The organism is Streptomyces sp. NPDC051051 (assembly GCF_040682975.1).
Lineage (GTDB): Bacteria > Actinomycetota > Actinomycetes > Streptomycetales > Streptomycetaceae > Streptomyces.
Map to the genome: position 1 here is coordinate 44947 of NZ_JBFBCB010000001.1, position 23673 is coordinate 68619.

Here is a 23673-nt window from a genome sequence, read left to right on the forward strand (position 1 = left end):
CAGGCCGGGCGGGTGCCCGGTACGCGGCCCGCAGCGAGCCGCGCGGTAGCGGCCCGCTTTCCCCGCCGCCGTCCTTCCCCGGGCACCGCAGCCGACGACCACCCGGAGCGGCGCCCCGGCGTCGCCGTTCACCGCGCCGGACTTCGGGCCGGCACTCCGGCCGGGGAGGGGAACGGCTCTTCCGTCGGCTGCCGCGGCGCAGCCGATCAGCGGCCGTCGCCCGGGCGGTGGACACTGAGGTCGCCGTAGGCCGACAGGTCGCCGGCCAGGTCGCCGGGTTCGTGCCGCAGAACGGCGTCCAGGAAGGCGAGAGTGGGGGCGGCGACGACGCGCGGGCTCTCGGTGCGGCCCAGGGACCCGACCAGGGAGGGCACAGGCGGCAGGTACAGGGGGCCGTCCATGAAGGTGAGGTGTGCGGCGCCGGGGATGGTGAGCCGGTAGCTCGTCGCGGTGTTGAGGGTGAGGGCCTCGGTGAGGCGGGGCAGGTAACGCGGGTCGGTTTCCGGGGTGATGGCCTGGGTGAGCGCGAGCGTCGGCCGGTGGAGGGAGGGGGAGGCGGGGCCGTGGGGGTAGCCGTCCAGATCGATGACGGCGTCGAACCGGTGGTCCCGCCGTGCGGCCTGCAGGGCGGCGGCACCACCCATGGAGTGGCCGGTCACCGCGACCCGGCCGGTGTCCAGGCGTCCGGTCAGCGGGTCGGCGATCCCACCTCGGTCCAGACGGCCCAGTTGAGTGAGGACGAAGCTGAGGTCGGCGGCCCGGACAGCCGTCCAGCCCGCCGCCAGCTTGTCGTCCTTGCCCCGGTCGCCGGTGGAAGCGAGCTCGGTGTCGATCGTCCGGCCGTCGGCCAGGACGACGGCGGCGGAGTCGTACGGGTGGTCGAGGGCGGCGACCACATAGCCGTGGCTGGCCAGTTCCTCCGCCCAGGCGGTGTTCTGGGTGCGCACTCCGCCCGACCCGGGAGAGAACAGCACCACCGGGAACCGTCCGCCCCCGCCGGCCACCGGGGCGTCGAAGACCGAACGGGTGTGGGCACGCGGGACGCCGTCGACCAGGAAACCGGGCAGGCCGACCTCGCGGGCGAGGGCGTCGGACACGGTGCGCGCCTCGTGCTCCGTGCGTCCGAGGTACCGGGCCCGCTGCGCGCCTGCGGGACCCTGCCGCGCGGGGTACCAGAGCTGGACCACGACCGTGCGCCGGTCGTGCGCATCGGCGGTGAAGCTCTCGGGACGGCGTGGGTCGGTCCACTGCACCACGCGGGTGCCGACCGCGAAGTCGCCCGACGGCTCGGGGAACACGGGTACGGGGAAGGCCCAGGCGGCCACCGGGCCCGTGGCGATCAGGCCGACGCAGGCAGCCGATCCCGGCAACGCCAGCCACCACCGGGCCCGCCAGGCCGGCCGGCCGCTACGGCGTCGCAGCAACGGAGAGACGGCGAACGGCAGCGCGAGAACAGCGCCTGCCAGCACCGGCAGCATCTGCCAGCGGATCCCCGCCACGCTCAGCACGATCGCGGACGGCACGAAAACGACCCCCGCCGCGATCGTGACGCGTGGGCGGGCGGCGGGCGGAAGCCAGCGCGCCCCCACCACCGCGCCGGCACCCAGCAGGGCAAGGAATTCCAGGGGGGACATGTACAGCCCCGTGATGATCTCGGTCACCCGGCCATCCTCGGCGCAGGGCACGCGCTGCCACATCGATCCCCGGGCGCCATCGTGTGCGACCTGAGTCGCATCCCGGTACGCCGCCTGTGCGACCTGAGTCGCATCCCGGTACGCCGCCTGTGCGACCGGGGTCGCGATCCAGCACGCCAGTTCGGTCTCGACGCGGTGTCGGCGATGACTCCACGAGCCCCCGGACGGCTCGGCTCTCGCGCGTGCCCCGTCTGGTCGCCGCGACGGCGAGGCGGCGGCCGTCCGCTCCGAGTCGTCGGGGCCCGGGGAGTTCGTCCTCTGCGGCCCGGCCGGTCCTACCTGCTTCCCGGCCCGTCGTCTGCCGTTCGGCCGTCGTCCGCGGTGCGGTCGGCCTCCACGCGCAGGCGGATCACCGCGTACGTCTCGCCGTCCCCGGGCGGCCGCGTCCAGGAGCGGGTGGTGAACGTGTGCAGCCGCCCGTTGACGATCGCATGGCGCGGCAGACGGACGCCGAACTCCCCGGCCACCGCCTCCAGCAGCGACCGTTCCGCCTCGGCGCCGTCCTCCCGGTCACCGAAGAACCGGCTCGGGTCCAGTGCCTGCGGTAGCCGCCCACGTGACCGGACCTCTCCGTCCGCGTACGTGAAGGCGTATTGCTCGGCGCCGCCTCGCGCCACCGAAAGGTGGAAGAACGGTTCCCCGTGCCATGTCCTCAGGCCGCTCCACACCACCACCGCGCGGGTGTCCGAGCCGGCGGACGCGGACGCGGCCGGGGAGACGAACCGCCGTCGGTCGAACGGGGCGGGATCGCCGTCGAAGGCGAAGCTCCAACCGGCTCCGGCCCGGCCGACCGCCACGAGGGCCCTGTCGTCGTAGGACGAGAACTCCCTCTGGTCGTGCAACAACCTGCGGCGCGCCTCCCAGAGGGTCAGGGGTTCGTTCAGCACGGTGCCGTCCCCGTCCCCGTCCCCGTCCCCGTCCGCAAGACGTTCGGGCAACTCCTCCGGGGCCGCTCCCTCCACCAGGACGAACCGGTAGGACGTGCGGTTGTTGCCCGGATCCGGCTCCGCGAGCCACGCCAGGTCACCCGGGTCGAGCCCGGCCGTCGGCCTCGGTGCCCCGCCCGTCTGCCCGCCCCGTGGCGTGGACAGCAGCTCGCGGCCCCGCTCCGGGGTCAGCAGCGGCCCGAGCACGGGATCGGCCACCCATCCCAGGGGCGCCAGGTGGTCCGGTCCCAGCGGTTCCCACAGCGGCAGAGCGTCGATCAGCGTCCGCCACGCCTCGTCGGTGTCTCCCCACCGGGCCAGCTCCCGTGCCCGCTCGACCGCCTTGCCGAACGGTCCGGCCGCCGTGTACCGGTACGTGCCGCCGCGCACCTGCTCCAGCGTCGCGTAGGCCAGTGACACCAGGTCCTCGTCGGCGCCCCGCAGGTGGAACGTCAGCGTGGAGTCGTCCCGGTACGAGTGCGCCGCGTGCTCGGCGACCAGGGGTGGCAGCAGCTCGGGCGCGTACCGCGGGTCCGTCACCAGGCCGTCGAAGTACACCATGTAGGTCTCTCCGAGCAGGCGGCGTATCTGGTCGCCCAGTCCGGCGGCCCGCGGTCTGCCGTAGCCCTTGGCCTCGTCCAGCTCCTTCCCGGCCCGTTCCCAGTCGCCGCGCAGCGCCGCCGACCGGGCCTGCGCCACCTGGGCGTCCAGCTTCCGCGTCGTGTCGTTGGCGAACTCCGGCTCCCCGTCGCTCCGGTGCGTTCGCAGACTGTGGAACTGCCGGTACATGTCGCGCATGAACGCGAGGAAGTCGGCGTGCCGCTCGGGTGGCGCGGCCCGCCAGCTCGCCCACGTGTACACGGCCCACTCACCGTTCTCGTCCACGTCCTCGGGGTCCATCAGGACGTGGGTGATGTCGGACTCCACGTCGAGCTGCAGCCCGCGCCGCCAGATGTCCGCCTCCCGCCGCTCCTCGGGCCCGGCGTCCTCGTCCAGGTGCTCCTCGAACATGTCCGCGAGTCCCGACTCGTTGCCGTGCCAGCGCACGTCCTCGGTCCCCGCCAGCAGCCACACGAATCCGCCCGCGTGCCGCCATCCGTCGCTGACCTTGAGGAACTCCCGGTACGACGGGGGCATCCGGCGGCCGAGGCGCTCCTCAGCGGCCGCGATCCGCTCCTCGGACGCGGGTGGGAATCCCAGCCACCGCGCTCGTCGCGCATCCTCGTCCTCCTCGTTCCGCGTCTCGCCGTCCGGCAGGGAATCCGCCCACTCCCCGCTCCAGTTGAGCAGGAAGGATCGCCAGTCGAATGCCGTGGTGTCCGTCATGCGCCCGATGCTGCCACCCACCACTGACAGCGCCCCGCCGCCGGCCGGAGGAAGGCCGTCGACGAGGCCGTCGGCGAGGCGGTTCACCTCGTCCCAGGCCGCTGACCGGGCCGCGCGGGCGGAGGCCCGGTCACTCCGCTGGACGCACGACCCGACCCGTCCGCCCGGTGGGCGCTGTCGGGCGGGTGCCGGACATCCAGCAGGATGGTCGTATGGACGCTTCCAGAACCGGTGCGGGCACCGGCAGCGAGACGAACCGAGTGCGTCTTGCGGCGGCCGTGTCCGCGGCGTTGGTGGTCGGCGCGGGACTGGGGCTCAGGGCCGTGGCGGCGGGAGACGTGGCCAAGTACGGCGGGGACGCCCTGTACACGCTGCTGCTGGTCGCCCTCGTCGTCCTCGTGGCACCGCGGGTGACGGCGCGGAAAGCCGGCGTCGTCGCGCTGGCCGTCAGCTGGGGGGTCGAGTTCCTCCAGCTCAGCGGGCTTCCGGCGGAGCTCTCCCGGCACAGCGCCGCCGCCCGCCTGGTCCTCGGTTCGACCTTCAACGCACCGGACCTGTTCTGGTACGCGGTCGGCGCGCTGGTCGGACGGCTCGTCCTGGCCGCCGTACCGCGGCCTGCGTGCCGGCCCTGAGCGGCCGGCGCCGTCCGGACCGAGAGGCAGCACGGTCGCGCCGGCCCCGGAACGGCGGGGCCGGCGCGCCGGGGCCGTCACGTCGCCCCCGTCCGGGCCTCTCGGACCGGGCGGCCGCTCCGCGATGCCCCGAGGGGGACCGGCGTCAGCCCTGGCCGGCCGTGCCGCTCCCGCTCTTCAGCGAGGACAGGACCTGTGCCGTCAGCTTCTTCGCGCTCGCGGCCCCGTTGTCGGCACCGTCGGTGGACAGCACGCTGACGACGGCCGTGCCCGCGCGGGCGGCGATCAGCGTGGTGCCGCTCTCCCACGCGTCGTCGGTGAGGGTGATGGTGTACGCCTCGTCCCCGAGCCCGGGTGTGGCGGCACCGGTCACCGTCACCGTGCTGTGGGTGTCGGAGTCCGGGTAGGTCGGGCAGGCGGCGACGACGTCCGCCAGGCCCTTCAGCACGTCCGAGGCGGTGGTGTCGCGGTAGACGTCGATCTCCTGGTCGAGTTCGGCGGACGTGTTCTGGTTGAGGTAGGAGTTCTGGGCGAACGAGACGCCTTCCACACCGGTGAGGCTGATCCAGCTCGTGGCCCCCAGGTCGGCGCAGCGCGGCTCGGCGGCGTCGTGGGTGGCCGGTGCCTGGTAGGTGTCCCCGGTGTCGCGGGCGAGGCTCGGGTCGGCGGCGAAGCCGGAGGGGAAGTACGAGGCGGGGGCCAGTGTCTCCTTCAGCTGCGCCCCCGTCAGGAGACCGGCGTTGGGGTCCTTGGCCTGCGACGGTGACGCGGCCGCGGGGGACGCGCCGGTGGAGTCCGCGGACTCGGCGGAGCACGCGACCAGGGCCACGGGAAGTGCCGCGACGGCGAGCATCTTGGCGGCAGGGGACGGGAGACGCATGGAAGTCCTCGAAACTGAAGTGCATGTGCGCCGGGTCCGGGTGGGGGCTGGGGGCGGGCGCGCCACGGAAGCGCGTGTGGTCCCCGGAGCCGGGTCGGCGGGGACGGAAGATCACCGAGCCCGGAGTGACCTTAGAAGGGTGTAGGCCACAGATTGATCACCGGTTGCTCAAAGCGGAGTCAAAGCTTCCGCTCTCCCCCGAGGTTTTGCCGGGTCTTGGGAAGGTCTTGAGGGCGCGGGCCATCGGATGGTCGACTTCGGGGTGCTCACCCCGTCCTCCCCGAGCTGAGCCGTTCGTCCTCCGCGAGCGTCGTCGGCGGCCCTCTTCGAGGCGAGCCGCTCATGCTCCGCTCAGGCCGGCGACGGCACGCGCAGCAGCGCCGCCGGACCCGGTGTGCCGCCCAGGCGGGTGGTGAACGCGATCCCCGCGGCGTACTCGTCCCCCGCGCACCGCCCCTTGAGGCGTCCGACGGCGAAGTCGCCACCGACGCCGTCGGACGGGCGGTCGTCGTTCCGGTCGAACCAGACGGTACGGCCCGTGCGGCCCGGGGCGACGCTGGCGGGCGCGCACGGTGCCGCCGACACCCGGTTGTCCCGGCGGCTGTGGCCGATGGGGAACTCGCCCGCGGGGCAGTGGAGTTTGGTGTAGCCGCTCGCCCAGTCGCCCCCCCCCGCGGGCACATGGCGTCCGTCGGTGACGACCGTCCGGGCGTCGGCGGCGGCCCGCAGGTCGCCCGTCGTCACGTCGGTGCACAGGGCACGCCCGCCGATGTGGCCGAGGCCGATCAGACGCAGACCGTCGGGACGGACGGCCTTGCGGGCCCCCGGGTCCCAGTCGCCGCCCGCCCGCTTCCGCAGCGACTGCACGGCGTCGCCGTGGTCGGTGGTGAGCATGCGCCAGGCGGGCACCGGTGCGACGGTTCCCGTGCGGCTCGCGGCGGTCATGAGGTGGTTCCAGGCGGCGGCGCGCCAGCGTTCGTTGCCGTCGACGCCGCGGCACCAACGGGACGTGTTGGTGTGGTTGTTGAGGACGACCGCGAACCCGTCCCGGGTTGAGGGCTGCCACGACGGCGTCGAAGACCTGGAGCGGTGTCCTGCCGCGCAGGTGCGGATTCGCCGTGACGGCGGAGTCCGGGACGGGCGCGGTGGCGCGGATCATCGCGTTGGAGAACGGCAGCCGGACGCTGGTGGTGCCGAGCGCGTGGAAGTCGGCGAGCAGGGCGGACAGCGGGGCGCGGTCCAGGCCGAGGGAGATGTCGTGGGAGTCCTGCCCGGCGTGATGGTCGGTTTATGGCGGAACACCGGTCGGGTCGACCCTGATGTCGGCCACGTCGTAGCCGCAGTCGCAGTCGCAGTCGCAGTTCCGGGCGGGGCGGGCGGCCAACTCCCGTCGGCGGTGGAGTTTGCCCCTACTTCCCCAGGAAATAAGCCAGTTGGGCCTCGTGCCGGGAGCCGCTGGAAGATGTCGGCGGGCCGAGTCGACGCTCCGCGGACGACCGGACCAGGAAGGGCCGCGCTCCGGATCGCCCCGGGAAGGGAGGAGCGTCGTGCCGCAGTCCGACGACGAGTGCCCGGCCGTCCCCGAGGGACGGTTCCCGCCCGACGATCTCCGACCCGCGCGGCCTCGCCGGCGCCGCCGTACCGGGGCCCGGTGGACGCTGGCGTCCGGGGTCACCGCCCTGGTCACCGGCGTCGCCCTGGCCGAGGGCCTGCTCATCGCCACGGGCCTGGTCCTGGCCGGTATCGGCGTGCAACTGTTCGACGCGCCGGACGCGCCGGACGCGCCGGCCGGGCGCCCCGGTCGGCCTTCCGGCTGAGAGTGCTCCCGCGCACGGGGGCCGTGCGCCGTCGTGCGAGGACGGGGAGCGCGACTGCGGCGTCGTCCCGGCGGCAGGACGCCGAAGGAGCCGGGCGTCGGGGACGCCGTGGACGCCGGGGGTGTCACCCCGCCGTCCACCCCGGCACCGTCCCCGCCGCGCGGAACGGTGCCGCTCCGTCGGGCACCGCACCGTCCTCGCGCTCCCGTCAGTCCACCGGCCAGGTGTGCGCCGGGGCGTTGAGATGCATGTAGTCGATGTACTGCCGCGTCATGCGCCGCAACGCCTCGTCGCGGCCGACACCGGGGGAGGCGGCCAGGTGATGGAACATCTCCTTCTGCCAGACCGCGCCGTTACGGGCCGTGACGCACCGCTGCTCGATGACGCCGAGCAGAGGCTCCCGCCAGGCCGTGTCCATCCCGGTCAGCTCCAGGCCCCGGTGCGCCAGCGGCAGCAGCCGACGCAGGACCAGCTCGGGCACCGGCACCTCGCCCATCCCCGGCCAGTACAGGGCCGCCTCGATGCCGTGCCGGGCCGCCGTGTGCAGGTTCTCCTCGGCGGCCGCGAAGGACATCCGGGACCACACGGGCCGTTCCTCCTCCACCAGGGCGCGGGTCAGGCCGTAGTAGAAGGCGCCGTTGGCCAGGGTGTCGGCGACGGTCGGGCCGGCGGGCAGTACCCGGTTCTCCACCCTGACGTGCGGGGTGCCGTCGGCGACCGCGTAGACCGGGCGGTTCCAGCGGTAGATGGTGCCGTTGTGCAGGGTCAGCTCGGCCAGCTCGGGGACGTCACCGCGCTCCAGCGTCTCCGTCGGGTCCTGCTCGTCGCACAGCGGCAGGAGCGCGGGGAAATAGCGCAGGTTCTCCTCGAACAGGTCGAAGACGCTGGTGATCCACCGCTCCCCGAACCACACCCGGGGCCGTACCCCCTGCTCCTTGATCTCCTGCGGACGGGTGTCGGTGGCCTGCTCGAACAGGGGGATCCGGGTTTCGTGCCACAGCTCCCTGCCGAACAGGAACGGCGCGTTGGCGGCCAGCGCTATCTGCACGCCGGCGATGGCCTGCGCCGCGTTCCAGTACGCGGGGAACTCCTCCGGGGGGACCTGGAGGTGGAACTGGGTGCTGGTGCACGCGGCCTCCGGGGTGATCGTGTCCGCGTACGTGCGCAGCCGGTCGACGCCGTCCACCTCGATGCGCAGGTCCTCGCCCCGCGCCGCGAACACCTGGTCGTTGAGCAGCCGGTAGCGGGGGTTCTCCGACAGCGCGGACTCGCCGATGTGCTCCTGGCGCAGCGTCGGCAGGATACCGACCATGATCAACTGCGCGCCGACCGACCTGGCCCGCTCGTCGGCGTGGTTCAGCGCGGCGCGGATCTCGGACTCCCACGCGTCGGGGCCGCCCTCCGTCAGACGGCGCGGCGGCACGTTGATCTCCAGGTTGAACCGGCCCAGCTCGGTGTCCCAGGCCGGGTCCGCGATCGCCTCCAGCACGTCGCTGTTGCGCATCGCCGGCTCGGCCGCGTCGTCGACCAGGTTCAGCTCGATCTCCAGCCCGACCCGGGGCCGCTCGGACGCGAACCGGTCCTCGCGCAGCATCTGGGCGAACGCGTCGAGGCACTCCTGCATCTTGATCCGGTACCGGCGCCGGTCCTCGCGCGTGAAGACCATCGCCGGGACGTCCCGTCCCATGGGGCCTCCCGGTGTCCGGGTCTGTCCTCGGACAGCTCTCCCGTCCAGCGTCGCACCACCGGGCGCCCCCGACCACGTGAGCCGGGGGCCGGCTCCGGTGTCAGCCCCAGCCGAAACGGCGGTCCACGACCGCCGTGAACTCCTCCAGGCTGAGCACCGCGTCCCCGTTCTGGTCGGCCGCGTCGAACAGGGCGGAGGAGGCCTCGGCGTCCCCCAGCGCCCAGAACGGCAGATCCCCGGCGGCGGCCAGGGTGGGACCTTTCCTGTGCAGCGCGGTGATCACCTCCTCGCGGGTCAGCGTCCCGTCGGCGTCGAGGTCGAGTGCCTCGAACAGCTTGCGTGCCTTGTCGCTCATGATGCTTCCCCGTTCACGATGTCTGCCGGTCCCCGGTCCCCGGTTCCCGGGATTTCCGGGGTTTCCGGTCCCCGGTCACCGTCCCTCGGTCGCCGGCGGGCGGGAAGGCCCCGGCCCGCTCCCGGACGGCAGCGCCCGCGCTCCCGTCCGGGTCCCCCGCCGCCGGCACCGCCGCCGGCACCGCGGCCGGTCACGGCTTGCGGGCGAGGCCTCCGTGCTCGGCGATGATCTCCGGGGCGGTCGCGGAGGGGTCCGGACGCCAGAGGGGCACGGAGACCACGCCGGGCTCGATCAGCTCCAGCCCGTCGAAGAACGAGGTGATCTCCTCGACGGTCCGCAGGTTGTACGGGACGGCGCCGCTGGCGTTGTAGGCCTCCTGGGCCGCCTCGAAGACCGGGTCGACGCCCCGGGAGCCGTCGTTGATCGAGAGGTGGCTGCCCGACGGCAGGGCCCCCATGAGCCGGGTCACCAGCTCGCGCCCCCGGTCGTAGTCGGCCACGTGACCGAGGATGTTGCTCAGGATGAGGGCGGTGGGCCGGCTGAGGTCCAGCGTCTCGGCCGCCGCCGCCAGGATGCGGTCCGGGTCGAGGACGTCGGCGTCGATGTAGGCGGTCGCGCCCTCGGGGGTGGAGTAGAGCAGGGCGCGGGCGTGCGCCAGGACCATCGGGTCGTTGTCGACGTAGACGATCCGGGACTCGGGGGCGATCCGCTGGGCGACCTCGTGGGTGTTCTCGGCGGTCGGCAGGCCGGTGCCGATGTCCAGGAACTGCCGGATCCCCGCCTCGGACACCAGGTACGTGATGTTGCGGCGCAGGAAGGCCCGACTGCTGCGGGCGATGGTGACGATGCCCGGGAAGACGGCGGTGTAGGCGTCGCCGGCCTCCTCGTCCACGGGATAGTTGTCCTTCCCGCCGAGCCAGTAGTTCCAGATCCGGGCCGAGTGCGGCACCGAGGTGTCGATCTTCTGGTGCACCGACGATCCGGGCGTCGTCGCTGAGTCGCTCATGGGTGGCGTCCGTCTTTCAGCCGAGGCGTGCAGGTTCCACCGCACAACGTACGTCCCAACGGCCACGGCGTGCACACCAGTTCACCTCTTCGAACGACCCGGCTCATCAGGTCGGTCGTCCCGGACCCTTGACTCGTGACCCGCCGGTGGCGATCCTCGTCGCATCTCTTGCGCGGTCATGACAATTTCGTGGGGGTCGTGGGCGTCCCCGGATCCCCGGCGCCCGCCGGCTCGTCACCGCGCGCTCCCGCCGACCCAGGGACGTGGGCAGTGACCAGTACCGGCCGCCCGTACCGCAGACACCGGCGGATCACCGTCGTGTCGTTGCTCCTGCTCGTGCTCTCCATGACCTTCGGCCCGACGCCGAGTTCGGCGGCCGGGGCCGACTGGTGGAACCCGACCGCCCGGCCCGCCCCCGACTCCGGGATCGACGTCACCGGGGAACCGTTCACCGGCACGAATGCCCGGGGGGAGGTGCGCGGCTTCGTCGACGCGCACGACCACCTGTTCGCCAACGAGGCCTTCGGCGGACGCCTCATCTGCGGCAAGGTCTTCTCCGAGGCGGGCGTCGCCGACGCGCTCAAAGACTGTCCCGAGCACTACCCCGACGGCTCCCTCGCGATCTTCGACTACATCACCCGGGGCGGCGACGGCAAGCACGACCCGGTCGGCTGGCCCACTTTCGAGGACTGGCCGGCGCACGACTCGCTGACCCACCAGCAGAACTACTACGCCTGGGTGGAGCGCGCCTGGCGCGGCGGCCAGCGGGTGCTCGTCAACGACCTCGTCACCAACGGCGTGATCTGCTCGGTGTACTTCTTCAAGGACCGCAGCTGCGACGAGATGACGTCGATCCGCCTCCAGGCGAAGCTGACGTACGACCTCCAGGCCTACGTCGACAGGATGCACGGCGGCGCCGGCAAGGGCTGGTTCCGGATCGTCACCGACAGCGCCCAGGCCCGCCAGGTGATCGCGCAGGGCAAACTCGCGGTGGTCCTCGGCGTCGAGACCTCGGAGCCGTTCGGCTGCAAGCAGGTCCTCGACATCGCGCAGTGCGACGAGGAGGACATCGACAAGGGCCTGGACGAGCTGTACGCGCTCGGCGTGCGCAGCATGTTCCTGTGCCACAAGTTCGACAACGCGCTGTGCGGCGTCCGCTTCGACGAGGGCGGTCTCGGAACGGCCATCAACGTCGGGCAGTTCCTGTCCACGGGCACCTTCTGGAAGACGGAGAAGTGCACCGGCCCGCAGCACGACAACCCCATCGGCACCGCGGCCTCCGGGGCCGAGAAGGACCTGCCGGCGGGCGTCGAGGTCCCCGCCTACGACGAGAACGCCCGGTGCAACGTCCGCGGCCTCAGCGACCTCGGCGAGTACGCCGTGCGCGGCATGATGAAACGCAGGATGATGCTCGAGATCGACCACATGAGCGTCAAGGCCACCGGTCGCGTCCTCGACATCTTCGAGTCCGCCTCCTACCCCGGCGTGCTCTCCTCGCACAGCTGGATGGACCTCGGCTGGACCGAGCGGGTCTACGGCCTCGGCGGCTTCGTCGCCCAGTACATGCACGGCTCCGAAGGGTTCAGCGCGGAGGCGAAGCGCACGGACGCCCTGCGCGACAAGTACGGCGTCGGCTACGGCTACGGCACCGACATGAACGGCGTCGGCGGCTGGCCGGCCCCCCGCGGCGCGGGCACCTCCAACCCGGTGACGTACCCCTTCCGCAGCGTCGACGGCGGGTCCGTCATCGACAGGCAGACCACCGGCGACCGCACCTGGGACCTCAACACCGACGGAGCCGCCCACTACGGCATGGTCCCCGACTGGATCGAGGACATCCGGCTGGTCGGCGGCCAGGACGTGGTCGACGACCTGTTCCGCGGCGCCGAGTCCTACCTCGACACCTGGGGCGGCACCGAGACGCACCGGGCGGGCGTCGACCTCGCCGAGGGCGCCGCCGCGAAGGCCAGTTCGCAGGAGTGGAACCTCCTCACCAGTTACGCGGCGGGCCGCGCGGTGGACGGCGACCCCGGCACCCGCTGGGCCAGCGACTGGAGCGACGACCAGTGGCTGCAGGTCGACCTCGGCGCCACGCACCTGGTCGGACGCGTCACCCTCGACTGGGAACGCGCGTACGGGAAGTCGTACCGGATCCAGCTCTCCACCGACGGTGAGAACTGGCGGACGGTCTGGTCCACGGTCTCCGGTGACGGCGGCCTGGACACCGCCCGCTTCACCGGCACCCCCGCCCGCCACGTCCGGGTTCAGGGCCTGGCACGCGGCACGCAGTGGGGGTACTCGCTGCGCGAGGTCGGCGTGCACAGCGGCTGACCCCCACCCCGCCCGCCCGCGGGCGGGCCGCCGCGGACGCGAAGGACGCGCACATGGCGCGGATGCCGTCGGCCGAACGGCGCCGGCAGCTCACCGAGGCGGCGATCCGGGCGATGGTCCGCGACGGCGTCGCCGGGACGACGACCCGGTCCATCGCCGCCGAGGCGGGCGTGTCCCTGAGCGTCTTCCACTACTGCTTCGACTCCGAGCAGGCCCTCGTCGAGTCCGTCATCACGGCGATCACCGACCACTACGTCAGGGTCGTCCGGGAAGCGATCCGGCCGCGGGCCACGCTGGAGGAGACCGTCCGGGCCGGCTTCCAGGCGTACTGGGACCACGTCCGAGCCCACCCCGAGGAGCACCTGCTCACCTACGAACTGACCCAGTACGCCCTGCGTCGGCCGGAGTTCGAGCATCTCGCACGACGCCAGTACGAGCTGTACGCCGACACCTACGCCGAACTCGTCGAGCAACTACGCGCGAGCACGGACCTCGGGCTGCGCGTGCCCGTACCCGTCCTGGCCCGCTACCTGGCCGCCATGACCGACGGACTGACCCTCAACTGTCTGGTCCTCGGCGACGAAGCCGTCTGGACCGGCATCCTCGACACCGTCACCGCCCACATCGCCGGCCTGGTGCGGTCCCCGTGACGGGCCGTCACCCGGCCGGGGAGCGGGCGCTTCGCCCACCACCGGCCCGCTCGGGTCCGCCTCCGCTCCGCCGGGACCGGCGGGGCCCGTCCAGCAACCGGGCCGCCTGCTCCACCCGTGCGGGCAGCGGCCGGCGCCGGGCGAGCGCGGCGGGCAGCCGCGCCGTGACCTCGCGCAGGGCACGGCGGGCACCGGGCTCGCCGCGCACCGCGGAGGCCGCCAGCCGGACACCGGCCCGCAGGGCCAGTGGGAACGGACGCCGCAGCACCAGTGTCAGCACCTCGTTGCGCCGCACCTGATGACTGCGCCCGCTCCTGCCGCCGGGCTCGGGAACGTGCCGGGCGGTCAGCGAAGGCTCGTAGGTCACGCCCCAGCCGTCGGCCGCGAGGTCGTAGGCGAGCAGGGTCTCCTCCCCGCCGAAGAAGAGCAGCGGGTGGTAGCCGCCCGCCTCGAGGAAGGCATCGCGGCGTGCCACGCAGGCGCACGCGAGGAAGCCCAGCACCGGTCGGCCCGGCAGGTCGGGTTCCGGTGGCAGGGGCGAGGCCGCGAGCACGGCGTTCAGGGGGTCCTCGCCCCGGCCGGAGCCGACGAGGGTGCGCGCGGCGACCAGGCCCAGCCGCGGCCAGGCGTCCAGCAGGTCCGCCGCCCGGCGCAGGCTGCCCGGCTCCCACCACGAGTCGTCGTCGCTGAACGCCACGTACGGCGTGACGGCCTGCCGGACCGCGAGGTTGCGGCCGACGGCGCCGGTGTTGACGCCGGGCCTGATGAGACGGGTGACCGCCGGATGCGCGCGCACCGTCTCGAGGGCCGCGCCGTCGGAGCCGTTGTCGACGACGACCACGGGCGGGCGTTCCGGCAGCGCGGCCAGCACGTCGAGGGTGCGCAGCAGGCTCTCCGGCCGGTCGCGGGTGATCACCGCGACCGTGACCCGGCCGTCAGGGGCGGACGGGTGTGACACGGGCTTCCGCCCCCTTTCCCGCACAGGCGCGGTCCCGTCGCAGAAGCGTCCGCGCCGCGGCGGCGGCCTCGTCGACGTCGATGCGCAGCAGCCGCGGGTCTGGCACGGCGGCGTGCGGGTCACCCGGCGGCCCCGCCTTCCACAGGGCGACATGGCGCGGCGAACGGGGCGGGCCCCACAACCGCGGCGCCACCGGCCCGCAGAGCGTCACCGACGGTGTCGCGTGCGCCACGGCGAGGTGCGCGAGCCCCGTGTCGCCGCTGACGACGAGCGCGGCCCCCGCGACGAGCGCCGACAGCCGGCCGAACGGCAGTCCGCCGTACAGTGCGTCCCGCTCCGGCAGGCCCGCCCGCCCGGCGACGTCCAGGACCAGCGCGTCCTCCGTCGGACCGCCGGTGACGACGACCCGGTGGCCCTCCCCGCGCAGCGCCCGCACGAGGGCGGCGTAACGCTCGGCGGGCCAGCGACGGGCCGCGGACTCCGCGCCGGGGTGCACGACGACGGCCCCCGGCGCGGGCGAGTCCGCGGCCGGCGTCGGCAGCCGTACGTCGGCAGGGTCGGCGGCGATGCCGTAGGCCGCGAGGAAGCGGCACCAGCGGTCGCGTTCGTGCTCGTCCGGCCGCCACTCGGGCGGCGGCGGGTCGGGCTGGGCGAAGGCGAGCAGCCGACCGGGGGAGAGGGCGGCGAGCGCGTCCCGGCTCTCCGGTCCATTGCCGTGCAGGTCGACGGCGACCCGCGGCGGCGGTCCCGTCCAGTGGGCCAGCGACGGCACGCCCCGCCGCGGCGCCTGCGCCGGCAGGACCGTGTCCACCGCCCCCGTGGACAGCGCGGCCTCGCGCAGCGCCGGCGGCAGCGCCAGCACCACCTCGTGGCCGGGGAAGGCCCGGCGGACACCGCGCAGCGCGGGCACCCCGGCGAGCAGGTCGCCCAGACCCAGCGCCCGCAGCACCAGGACCCGAGGCGTCACCGGTGCCCCCGTCCGGGCGCCGGCCCCGCAGACCGCGGGGACAGAGCCGCCTTCTCGGCGATGCCGCTCGTCGAGCGGCCGTCCAGATAGGGGAAGAGGACGACCTGCCCGCCCCAGCTCTCCACCAGCGGGGCCTCCGGCAGCCGCTCCAGGGCGTAGTCGCCGCCCTTGGCCCAGATGTGCGGGCGCAGTTCGGCCAGCAGCCGCTCCGGGGTGTCCTCGTCGAACACGGCGACCGCGTCCACGCACTCCAGCGCGCGCAGCACCCTGATCCGGTCCGCGACCGGCACCAGCGGCCGTCCGCCGCCCTTGCGGCGGCGCACGGACGCGTCCGAGTTCACGCACACCACCAGACAGTCCCCGGTACGGCGGGCCGCCTGGAGCAGGGCGACGTGGCCGGCGTGCAGCAGGTCGAAGCAGCCGCCGGCGGCCACCAGGGTGCCGCCCGCCGCCCGCACCCGGGCGGCCGTGCGCAGGGCGTCGTCCGTCGGCTCGGCGTCGGCCGCCGGAGGCTCGGGCATCGGCAGCGCGGACACCGCGCGGGCGCCGCCCTCGGCGACGTACCGGGTCGCGGCGTGCACGGCTCCCCGGACCGCGGACTCGGTCAGCTCACCGTCGGCGAGGAGCCCGGCCGCGGTCGCCGCGAACCGGTCCCCGGCGCCGCAGGCGTCGCCTTCGGCCGTCACCGGCGACGGCACCAGCAGCGGGGTGTCGCCGTGCGACAGCAGTGCACCCCGGCCGCCCAGCGTCACCGCCACCGAGGCCGCTCGCCAGGCCCGGACGAGAGTGTCCGCGTCACGCGCAGCCGTCTGCAGCGTGCCCGCGCCCTCGGGCGGCTCGTCACCGGCGAAGCCCCGCGCCTCGCTCGCCGACGGCGTGACCAGCCGTACACCGGGCACCGGCCGCTCCCCGCGCGGATGCGGGTCCCAGACGACGGGCACCCGGGCCGCCGCTGCCGCCAGCTCCTCCCGCAGAACCTCGGCGGTGCCGCGGCCGTAGTCGGAGACGAGGACCGCGCCGGCCTCGGTGACCGCCCGGCGCGCCTCGTCGGTCACCCCGCCGGCCCGGCCGTCGCCGTCGTCCAGCCGCAGCAGCGGTGTGCCCTCGGCGAGGACCCGGGTCTTGCTGGACAGGTCGCCGGTCAGCGGCAGCCGCACCAGCCGCACCCGGCCGCCCAGCGCCTGCACCAGACAGGCGCTGGACTCGTCGTCACCGAGCGCGGTCACCAGGGTGACGGGCCTGCCGTCGGCGGCGGCGAGCCAGGCGGCGAGGGCCGCCCCGCCCGGCCGGGTGGTGCGCCGCGTCGAGCCGACCACGGGCACGGGCGCGTCCGGTGCCAGCCGCTCGGCCCTTCCGCACAGGTCGTGGTCGAGGAGCGCGTCCCCGACGACGAGCAGGGGGGCCGGGGCGCTCATACGCCGTCCCTCCCCGCCCCGCCCGCCCACCGGCCCGTGCGTGGACGCCGCCGTTCCACGGTCCGGTCGAAGGACTCGCAGAGCATGTGCACGGCCACCAGGTGCAGCTCCTGCACCGTGGCGGACGTCGCCCCCGTCACGCACAGGGCGTCGTCGGCCGTGCCCTCCAGGGGGTTGGGCGCGGGTCCGGTCAGCGCCCAGACGGTCATCCCGAGGCGGGCGGCCTCCTTCGCCGACACCAGCAGGTTCTCGCTGGCACCGCTGGTGGACAGCAGCATCAGCACGTCCGCGTCCCGGCCGTGCGCGGAGACCTGCCGGGCGAAGATCTCCTGCACGCCGTAGTCGTTGGCGATCGCCGTGGTGGACGAGGTGTCGGCGTGCAGGGCGATCGCGGAGAACGGCGGGCGGTCGTCGCGGTAGCGGCCGACCAGTTCGGCGGTCAGGTGCTGGGCCTGGGCGGCGCTGCCGCCGTTGCCCGCGACCAGCAGCCGCGAACCCGACCCCAGCCGGTCGGCGAGGGCCGCGCCCCACCGCTCCACCACGGGCGTGGCGTACTCGCGGAAGCCTGCGAGTGCCTTCATCAGGTCGTCGCAGTGAGCGACGGCGGCGGCGATTTTCATCGGACCACTCCCGAGAGCGAAGGGACGGAGGAGACGGCGCCGTAGACCCGGGTCACCCCGTCGGCGACGCGGTCCCAGGTGTAGCGGGCGAGGACCCGGCGCCTGCCCGCGGCGCCGTACCGGGCGAGCCGGGCCGGGTCGTCGAGCAGGTCGCGGATCGTGGCGCCGAGGTCGTGGTCCTCGGCGGGCGGCACGAGGAGGCCCGTGACGTCGTCGACGACCGTGTCGAGCTGGCCGCCGACGGCGGTGGCGACGACGGGGGCGCAGCAGGCCATGGCCTCGACGGGGACGATCCCGAACGGCTCGTAGCGGGGCAGGGAGAGCACCAGGTCGGCGCCGGACATCAGCCGGGGCATCCGGTCCGGGCCGATCCCGCCGAGGAGGGTCACCCGGTCGTCCACCCCGCACTCCTCGGCGACCGCCCGCAGTCGCTCCGCCTCGGGCTCGGCGCCCAGCAGGGCGGGCTCGGGTCCTCCGGCGATGAGGAGCTCGGCGTCGGGGACGTCGGCCAGGGCGCGGATCGCGCGGTCGAAACCCTTGCGGGGGACGAGCCGGCCGACCGACAGCAGCCGGCGGGGCCCGGAGCGGGACCGCCGGGCCCCGGCGACGGGCGCGAACCGCACCGGGTCGACCCCGCAGGGGACGACGGAGATGCGGTCGCGCGGCAGCCCCATGGCGATCAGCTCCGCCACCTCGTCCTCGCAGGTGGCGATGATGCCGCCGCATTCCCGTCCGACGGCGGACTCGATCGCGACGCGCTGCGGCGGGCTGGTGTCGGCGGCGCCCTGGTACCGCTTCTTCACGGTGCCGAGCGCGTGGTACGTCTGCACCACCGGCACTCCCAGGGCGCGTGCGCCGGCCACCGCCGCCATGCCGGACATCCAGAAGTGGGCGTGCACCACGTCGGGCGGCCCGGCCGCCCACTCCTGCGCCAGCCATGCGCCGAACTCCGGCATGTACGGAAGGAGTTCGTCCTTGGATATGGGCGCCGGAGGCCCGGCGGGCACGTGGACCACCTTCACCCCGTCCGGTGTGGTGACCCGCTCCGGCAGCCCGGGGCCGTCGCGGCGCGTGTACACGACGACCTCGTGACCGCGGCGGGCCAGCCGCCCGGCGAGCTGGGCCACGTACACGTTCTGTCCGCCCGCGTCCGGGCCGCCGAGTTCGGCCAGGGGGCTGGCGTGCTCGGAGACCATGGCGACGCGGCCGGCGGTCGGCTGACTGGGGCTCATCGGGTGACCTCCTTGATCAGGCGTTCCCAGTCGTCGCGGAAACGCCGTTCTGCGTAGCGGGCCTGGACCGCGGCCCGGCCGGCCTCCCCCGTCGCGCGGGCGTACGCGGAGTCCGCGACCAGGCGGCGGACGGCGTCCTCCAGCACGTCGAACCGGTTGGAGACCACCCCCGCCCCCTCGGGCACGGCCTCGCGCACCTCGGTGGTGTCCAGTGCCACCACGGGCATCCCGAGGAACATGGCCTCCAGCAGCGACAGCCCGAGCGAGGTCCAGCGGATCGGATGGAGGTAGAGGCGGCACCCGGCCATCGCCGGGTGCAGTTCGCCCTGCGGGAGGTCCCGGCTGCGGCAGCGCTCGGGCGGCAGCCCGAGGTGCCCGGCGAGTCCTTCGGTGCGCATGCCGAAGACGTCCAGGGGCGCCCACCGGGCGAACCGGGGCAGCAGATCCGTCCCGGTGGTACGGCCGCGCCGCACGGGCTCGTTGACGACGACCGCGGCGCGGGCCTCCTCACCGGTCCACAACGGGCCCGGGTCGATGATGCCGTGCTCGATCACCGTCGTCGGGGCCCGGCCGTTGTCCCACATCAGGCGGTTGAAGTGGGTGACGTGCACGACCGGCACGTCGGTCCGGCCGGCGAGGGGGTGGCGGGTGCCGACGGCCGACCCGTGCGGGCTGTTGTGCTCGACGTACACGGCCGGGACGTCGATCCCGGGGCGGCGGCCGGTCCACGCGCGGGCCAGCTCCAGCTCGTGCGGGCGCTGCAGCACCATCAGGTCGATGTCGGCCTCGCGCAGTTCGCCGGGCCCCGCCTCACGGACCGTGGCCGGCCAGTCCCAGGTCCTGGCCCGGCCCAGACCGTCGGGCCCGCGGTCCGGGGTCACCGGGACGAGGAAGGTGTACGGGCCCTGGACGAACGACGTCAGCCATGAGCCGTGCACATGCCAGACAAGGATGTTCATGTGTGCTCCTCGAGCAGTTTCCGCACCGCCTGCACCACGTCCTGGCCGGTGACCTCGTCCAGGCAGGGATGGCCCGCCACGGGACACTGCCGGGCCCTGCTGTCCGCGCACGGCGCCCGCTGGTCGCCGAGCAGCACGTTCGGCACGCCGTACGGCCCCCAGCGCTCCGCCGGGACGACGGGCGCGAACAGGGACACGACCGGGGTGCCGACCGCCGCCGCCAGGTGCGCGGGGCCGGTGTTGCCGCACACCACGACGTCGGCGGAGCGCAGTACGCCCGCCAGGGTGCGCGGCTCGGTCCGGCCGCCGAGGTCCACTGCCGTGCCGCCGCCGACCCACCGGGTGAGGTCCCTCTCGTCGGGCCCGCCGGTGACGACCACCCGGTGACCGGCGTCGGCGAGCAGCGCCACCGCCTCGGCACAGCGGTCGGGGCTCCAGGTGCGGGCGGGCGCGCTGGCACCGGGGTGGACGACGACGTACGGTCCGTTGCCGGTCAGCGCGACCGTGTCCGGCGGCGGCAGCACGCGCAGCCGCCCGTCGTCGCCGGGCGGTAGGGGAAAGCCCAGCGCGGCGGCGGTGTCGAGTGCTGCCTCGGCCTCGTGCCGACCGGGCAGCCGCCGGTGGCGCACGTCGAGGAGGCTGCCGGGGGCGTCGGCGCTGTCGGCGCCGATCCGGCCGACGCCGGCCAGCCGCAGCACCAGGGCGGTGGGCAGCGGGCTCTGGTGGAACGACGTCAGCACGAGGGCGACGTCGAACGCGGCCCGCCGCAGCCGCCGCACCAGCGCGTCGACGTCGGCCGCCCGCACCGGGGGCGGGTCCACGCCCTCCCACGGCGCCGACCACACCAGGACCTCGTCGACGCCGGGCAGCAGCCGGGCGGCCGGTTCGCCGCGCGGCCCGCACAGCATGGTCACGTGCGCGCCGCGGGCGGCGACCGCGCGGACGGCGGGCCCGGCGAGCAGCACGTCGCCGAAGCTGTCGAGCCGTACGACCAGTGCTTTCACGGCCGTCCTCCCGGTCTCCGCGCCAGCAGTCGGTCGACCGCGGTGAGCAGGTCGGGGGCGGTGGCGGGCGCCGACTCGACCTCCTCGGGCAGGGTCACCGCCGTCGGGACCAGCACGCACCGGGCGCCCGCGGCACGGGCGGCCAGCACATCCGCGCCGATGTCGCCGATCACCACGCAGTCCCCGACGGCCACGCCCAATCGGCGCGCCGCCTCGATCACCAGGCCGGGACGCGGTTTGCGGCAGGCGCAGCCGTCGCCGGGCGCGTGGGGGCAGTACACCCACGTGCCGAGACCGCCGAGCAGGGCGTCCACCCGGTCGTTGACCCGGCGCACGTCGGCGTCCGTGAGCAGTCCGCGGCCGATCCCCGACTGGTTGCTGACCACGCCGGTCGGGATGCCCTCGGCCCGCAGCAGGTCCAGCGCCCGCCGCGCGCCGGGCAGCAGGCGTACCCGGTCGGGGTCGCCGTTGTAGGGCACGTCCTCGACGAGGGTGCCGTCCCGGTCGAAGAGGACGGCGGCGACCCGGACCCGGCCGGCGGCGCGGCGGGTCACGGCCGGCCTCCCGTCGGCAGCACCCGGCGGTGGCGCACCAGGCCGTGCAGCCAGTGGCTCACCGCGAGCGGCGGGATGACCACGCTGGTGACCACCATGGTGGTCACCTCGTCCGGGGACCGCGGGCCGGGACGGATCCGGGCCGCGGCGAACTCGGCCGTGCCCAGCAACCACAGGGCGCCGGCCGCGGCGGCGGCACGGCGCCGGCCCGCCAGCACGCACAGGGAAGCGCTGAGCGCGGCGGACGTCACCAGGACGTGCCGGGGGAGCCGTCCGCGGGGCGCCTCGGCGCGGCTCCACCAGTCGGGGCCGTGCAGCCGGTTCATCAGGACGTCGTCGGCGTTGCCCCGCTGGGCGCGGACCGACACCCAGCGACCGGCCGGCCGCACCGGGTGCGCGGTCGTGCGCCGGCCGCGCCGCAGCGTCCAGCCGGCCTCCAGGACCCGCAGTGCCAGGTCGGCGTCCTCCCGGAAGGCCCGCCGGAACCGTTCGTCGAAGCCGCCCACGCCGACCAGTGCGGCCGTGCGGTAGGCCATGTCGGCGGTCGCCCAGGCGGCCTGCTCCAGCCCCGCCGTGCAGCGCTCCCAGTCGGTGGGCCTGCGGTTCTCGGGAAGGGGGACGGTCAGCCGGCCCTGGACGCCGCCGGTGTCCGGGCCGACCGCTCCGAGATCGTCGGCGAGGAGTCGGGACCACTTCGGCGGCACCCGCACGTCGTCGTCGAGGAACACCGTCCAGGGCGTGCCCACCGTGCGCCAGCCGGTGTTGCGGGCGGCGGCGGGGCCGCGTCCGCCGCTGCACAGGGTGCGCACCCGTCCGCGCAGCGGGCCGGCCGCCTCCAGCGGCAGCTCCCCGGCGGGCTCGGGGCGGTCGTCGACCACCACGACCTCCTCCGGCGGGTGGCCCGCGGCCGCGGCGAGGGCGCGCAGGCAGTCGGCGAGACAGGGCCGCCCGATCGTCGGGATCACCACCGAGTAGGCGGGTGCGCCCGTCACGCGAACACCTTCTTCCGCCGGACCGCGAACGGGCCGAGCGCGAGCAGGTCCACGGGCGCGGACCCGAAGCACTCCAGCGCGTCCCGGGGGTCGTCGACCATCGGCCGTCCCGCCGTGTTCAGGCTGGTGTTGACCACCACCGGCAGCCCGGTCCGCCGCTCGAACCCGTCGATCATCCGCGCCACCAGCGGTTCGGCCGCCCGGTCCACGGTCTGGATGCGGGCCGTGCCGTCCACGTGGACGACGGCCGGGATCCTCTCCCGCCACTCGGCGGCAACCTCGTGCACGAACAGCATGTACGGGCTGGGCAGCGGCCCGTCGAACAGGTCCGCTGCACGCTCCGCCAGCACCATCGGGGCGACCGGACGGAACTCCTCCCGCCCCTTCACCGCGTTCAGCCGCTCCAGGTTCTCCGCCCGCCCCGGATGGGCCAGCAGCGAACGGTGGCCGAGCGCCCGCGGCCCGAACTCGCTGCGCCCCTGGAACCAGGCCACGACACCGTCCCGCGCCAGTTCCTCGGCGACGGTCTCGGCGATGTCCGCCGGCTCCTCGTACGGCACGGCCGCCCGCTCCAGCCGGTCCCGCAGCTCCGCGTCGCTCCAGCCGCGGCCCAGGGCGGCCGTCGGCATGGCCTCCACCGCCTCCTTCTGGTGCGCGACGTGCAGCGCGGCCCCCAGCGCCGTGCCGGCGTCACCGGCCGCGGGCTGCACCCAGACCCGCTCGAACGGTCCCTCCCGGTACAGCCGGGTGTTGGCCACGCAGTTCAGCGCCACCCCGCCTGCCAGCGTCAGCACGTTCTCGCCGGTGCGCTCGTGCAGCCACCGCACCAGGGCGAGCAGCACCTCCTCCAGACAGGCCTGCGCGCTGGCCGCGACGTCGGCGTGCTCCTGCGTCCAGGGCGCGCCCGCGGCACGGGGCGGGACCAGCGAGGACCACGGCACGGGCCCGGCCCGGAAACCGCCCTCGCCGTCCGGGCGGACGTACTCGCGCAACCGGTCGAGGAAGCGCGGGGTGCCGTACGAGGCGAGCGCCATGACCTTGAACTCGTCGCTGCTGCGGAGGAAGCCGAGATGCTGGGTGAGGTCCTCGTAGAACAGGCCCATCGAGTCGGGCAGCGACTGCGAGGCCAGGACGGTGAGCTCACGGTTGGCGTAGCGGCCCGCCAGGTGGGAACCGCACTCGCCGCGGCCGTCGAGCACCAGGACGGCGCAGTCGGGGTACGGGGAGGCCTGGCCGGCCGAGGCTGCGTGGGCGACGTGGTGGGGGACGAAGCGGACCTTGGCCGGGTCGAGGCCGGGCAGCGCCTCGGCCAGGAACTCCGGGGCGCGGCGCGCGTACTCCTGCCGCAGATGGTCCCAGGGGTCGTCCAGTCCGAGTCTGTCCGCCGGGCGCGTCAGGTCGGGGTGGTAGGAGTAGGCGACGGCGTCCAGCTCGGACGGGTCGAGTCCGGCCTGCTCCAGGCACCAGCGGGCGGACAGTTCGGGCAGCTCCCATGCGGAGAAGGGAACGGGGCGCTTGCCGTGCTTGCGGCGGCTGAAGCGCTCTTCCTCCGCCGCCGCCGCGATCCTGCCGTCCAGGACGAGCGCGGCGGCGGGATCGTGGAACAGGGCGTTGACACCCAGTACGCGCATGCGATGCCTCCGTGGTGGCGGGGGTGGGACGGGGCTC

General features: G+C 74.6%; 20 protein-coding genes and 1 pseudogene. 4 read left to right on the forward strand and 17 right to left on the reverse strand.

The annotated features are described in order from the left end of the window. Positions 1-206: 206 nt before the first annotated feature. Complete coding sequence (locus tag AB0N31_RS00240; RefSeq protein WP_366056025.1) at positions 207-1697, reverse strand: hypothetical protein; 1491 nt, start codon at positions 1695-1697, stop codon at positions 207-209. A gap of 272 nt (positions 1698-1969) precedes the next feature. Further along, positions 1970-3946 carry an SMI1/KNR4 family protein gene (locus AB0N31_RS00245; protein WP_366056026.1) on the reverse strand — a complete coding sequence of 659 codons (1977 nt, stop codon included), beginning with the start codon at positions 3944-3946 and terminating at the stop codon, positions 1970-1972. A gap of 212 nt (positions 3947-4158) precedes the next feature. On the opposite strand from AB0N31_RS00245, the gene AB0N31_RS00250 reads away from it, so the two are divergent. After that, positions 4159-4578 (forward strand): DUF2809 domain-containing protein, encoded by a 420-nt coding sequence (locus AB0N31_RS00250; protein ID WP_366056027.1) that lies wholly within the window; start codon positions 4159-4161, stop codon positions 4576-4578. A gap of 145 nt (positions 4579-4723) precedes the next feature. Here AB0N31_RS00250 and AB0N31_RS00255 read toward each other — a convergent pair whose 3' ends face one another. Both AB0N31_RS00255 and AB0N31_RS00260 read right to left on the reverse strand, forming a co-directional pair. Further along, positions 4724-5458 carry a hypothetical protein gene (locus AB0N31_RS00255; RefSeq protein ID WP_366056028.1) on the reverse strand — a complete coding sequence of 245 codons (735 nt, stop codon included), beginning with the start codon at positions 5456-5458 and terminating at the stop codon, positions 4724-4726. 351 nt (positions 5459-5809) lie between these two features. Next, positions 5810-6743: pseudogene (locus AB0N31_RS00260) on the reverse strand (hypothetical protein); the annotation flags it as partial. 262 nt (positions 6744-7005) lie between these two features. Here AB0N31_RS00260 and AB0N31_RS00265 point away from each other — a divergent pair. Beyond that, positions 7006-7275 (forward strand): hypothetical protein, encoded by a 270-nt coding sequence (locus AB0N31_RS00265; RefSeq protein ID WP_366056029.1) that lies wholly within the window; start codon positions 7006-7008, stop codon positions 7273-7275. A gap of 208 nt (positions 7276-7483) precedes the next feature. Here AB0N31_RS00265 and AB0N31_RS00270 read toward each other — a convergent pair whose 3' ends face one another. The 3 genes from AB0N31_RS00270 to AB0N31_RS00280 all read right to left on the reverse strand — a co-directional run bounded on the left by AB0N31_RS00270 (position 7484) and on the right by AB0N31_RS00280 (position 10323). Beyond that, positions 7484-8962, reverse strand: coding sequence for a glutamate-cysteine ligase family protein (locus AB0N31_RS00270; RefSeq protein WP_366056030.1), 1479 nt, complete (start codon positions 8960-8962; stop codon positions 7484-7486). A gap of 100 nt (positions 8963-9062) precedes the next feature. Continuing rightward, positions 9063-9317 (reverse strand): EF-hand domain-containing protein, encoded by a 255-nt coding sequence (locus AB0N31_RS00275; protein WP_366056031.1) that lies wholly within the window; start codon positions 9315-9317, stop codon positions 9063-9065. Positions 9318-9507: 190 nt separating this feature from the next. Then, on the reverse strand, positions 9508-10323 hold the full coding sequence (locus AB0N31_RS00280; RefSeq protein WP_366056032.1) for an SAM-dependent methyltransferase: 816 nt from the start codon (positions 10321-10323) through the stop codon (positions 9508-9510). A 270-nt stretch (positions 10324-10593) separates the two neighbouring features. Between AB0N31_RS00280 and AB0N31_RS00285 the strand changes: the two genes are divergently transcribed. Together AB0N31_RS00285 and AB0N31_RS00290 are read left to right on the forward strand one after the other, a co-directional pair. Next, positions 10594-12654 (forward strand): discoidin domain-containing protein, encoded by a 2061-nt coding sequence (locus AB0N31_RS00285; RefSeq protein WP_366056033.1) that lies wholly within the window; start codon positions 10594-10596, stop codon positions 12652-12654. A 53-nt stretch (positions 12655-12707) separates the two neighbouring features. Beyond that, on the forward strand, positions 12708-13304 hold the full coding sequence (locus AB0N31_RS00290; RefSeq protein ID WP_366056034.1) for a TetR/AcrR family transcriptional regulator: 597 nt from the start codon (positions 12708-12710) through the stop codon (positions 13302-13304). Between the two features lie 7 nt (positions 13305-13311). Here AB0N31_RS00290 and AB0N31_RS00295 read toward each other — a convergent pair whose 3' ends face one another. Genes AB0N31_RS00295 through AB0N31_RS00340 form a run of 10 tightly spaced genes read right to left on the reverse strand, consistent with a single transcriptional unit; the run spans position 13312 to position 23636 of the window. Next, on the reverse strand, positions 13312-14262 hold the full coding sequence (locus AB0N31_RS00295) for a glycosyltransferase (protein WP_366056035.1): 951 nt from the start codon (positions 14260-14262) through the stop codon (positions 13312-13314). After that, positions 14240-15229 (reverse strand): glycosyltransferase family 9 protein, encoded by a 990-nt coding sequence (locus AB0N31_RS00300; RefSeq protein WP_366056036.1) that lies wholly within the window; start codon positions 15227-15229, stop codon positions 14240-14242. Before AB0N31_RS00300 ends, AB0N31_RS00295 begins: the two co-directional genes overlap by 23 nt. Next, complete coding sequence (rfaE2, locus tag AB0N31_RS00305; protein WP_366056037.1) at positions 15226-16644, reverse strand: D-glycero-beta-D-manno-heptose 1-phosphate adenylyltransferase; 1419 nt, start codon at positions 16642-16644, stop codon at positions 15226-15228. The genes AB0N31_RS00300 and rfaE2 overlap by 4 nt, the downstream gene beginning before the upstream one ends. Continuing rightward, on the reverse strand, positions 16641-17264 hold the full coding sequence (locus AB0N31_RS00310; protein ID WP_366056038.1) for an SIS domain-containing protein: 624 nt from the start codon (positions 17262-17264) through the stop codon (positions 16641-16643). The genes rfaE2 and AB0N31_RS00310 overlap by 4 nt, the downstream gene beginning before the upstream one ends. Continuing rightward, the gene (locus AB0N31_RS00315) at positions 17261-18496 is read right to left on the reverse strand and encodes a glycosyltransferase (RefSeq protein WP_366056039.1); all 1236 of its coding nucleotides are present in this window, start codon (positions 18494-18496) and stop codon (positions 17261-17263) included. The genes AB0N31_RS00310 and AB0N31_RS00315 overlap by 4 nt, the downstream gene beginning before the upstream one ends. Beyond that, the gene (locus AB0N31_RS00320; RefSeq protein ID WP_366056040.1) at positions 18493-19455 is read right to left on the reverse strand and encodes a glycosyltransferase; all 963 of its coding nucleotides are present in this window, start codon (positions 19453-19455) and stop codon (positions 18493-18495) included. Before AB0N31_RS00320 ends, AB0N31_RS00315 begins: the two co-directional genes overlap by 4 nt. Next, positions 19452-20459, reverse strand: coding sequence for a glycosyltransferase family 9 protein (locus AB0N31_RS00325; protein ID WP_366056041.1), 1008 nt, complete (start codon positions 20457-20459; stop codon positions 19452-19454). Before AB0N31_RS00325 ends, AB0N31_RS00320 begins: the two co-directional genes overlap by 4 nt. Continuing rightward, a complete protein-coding gene (locus AB0N31_RS00330) occupies positions 20456-21013 on the reverse strand; it encodes an HAD family hydrolase (RefSeq protein ID WP_366056042.1) in 558 nt (185 codons plus the stop codon). Before AB0N31_RS00330 ends, AB0N31_RS00325 begins: the two co-directional genes overlap by 4 nt. Then, on the reverse strand, positions 21010-22005 hold the full coding sequence (locus tag AB0N31_RS00335; protein WP_366056043.1) for a glycosyltransferase: 996 nt from the start codon (positions 22003-22005) through the stop codon (positions 21010-21012). Before AB0N31_RS00335 ends, AB0N31_RS00330 begins: the two co-directional genes overlap by 4 nt. After that, positions 22002-23636 (reverse strand): carbamoyltransferase C-terminal domain-containing protein, encoded by a 1635-nt coding sequence (locus tag AB0N31_RS00340; RefSeq protein WP_366056044.1) that lies wholly within the window; start codon positions 23634-23636, stop codon positions 22002-22004. The genes AB0N31_RS00335 and AB0N31_RS00340 overlap by 4 nt, the downstream gene beginning before the upstream one ends. Between the last annotated feature and the right edge of the window lie 37 nt (positions 23637-23673).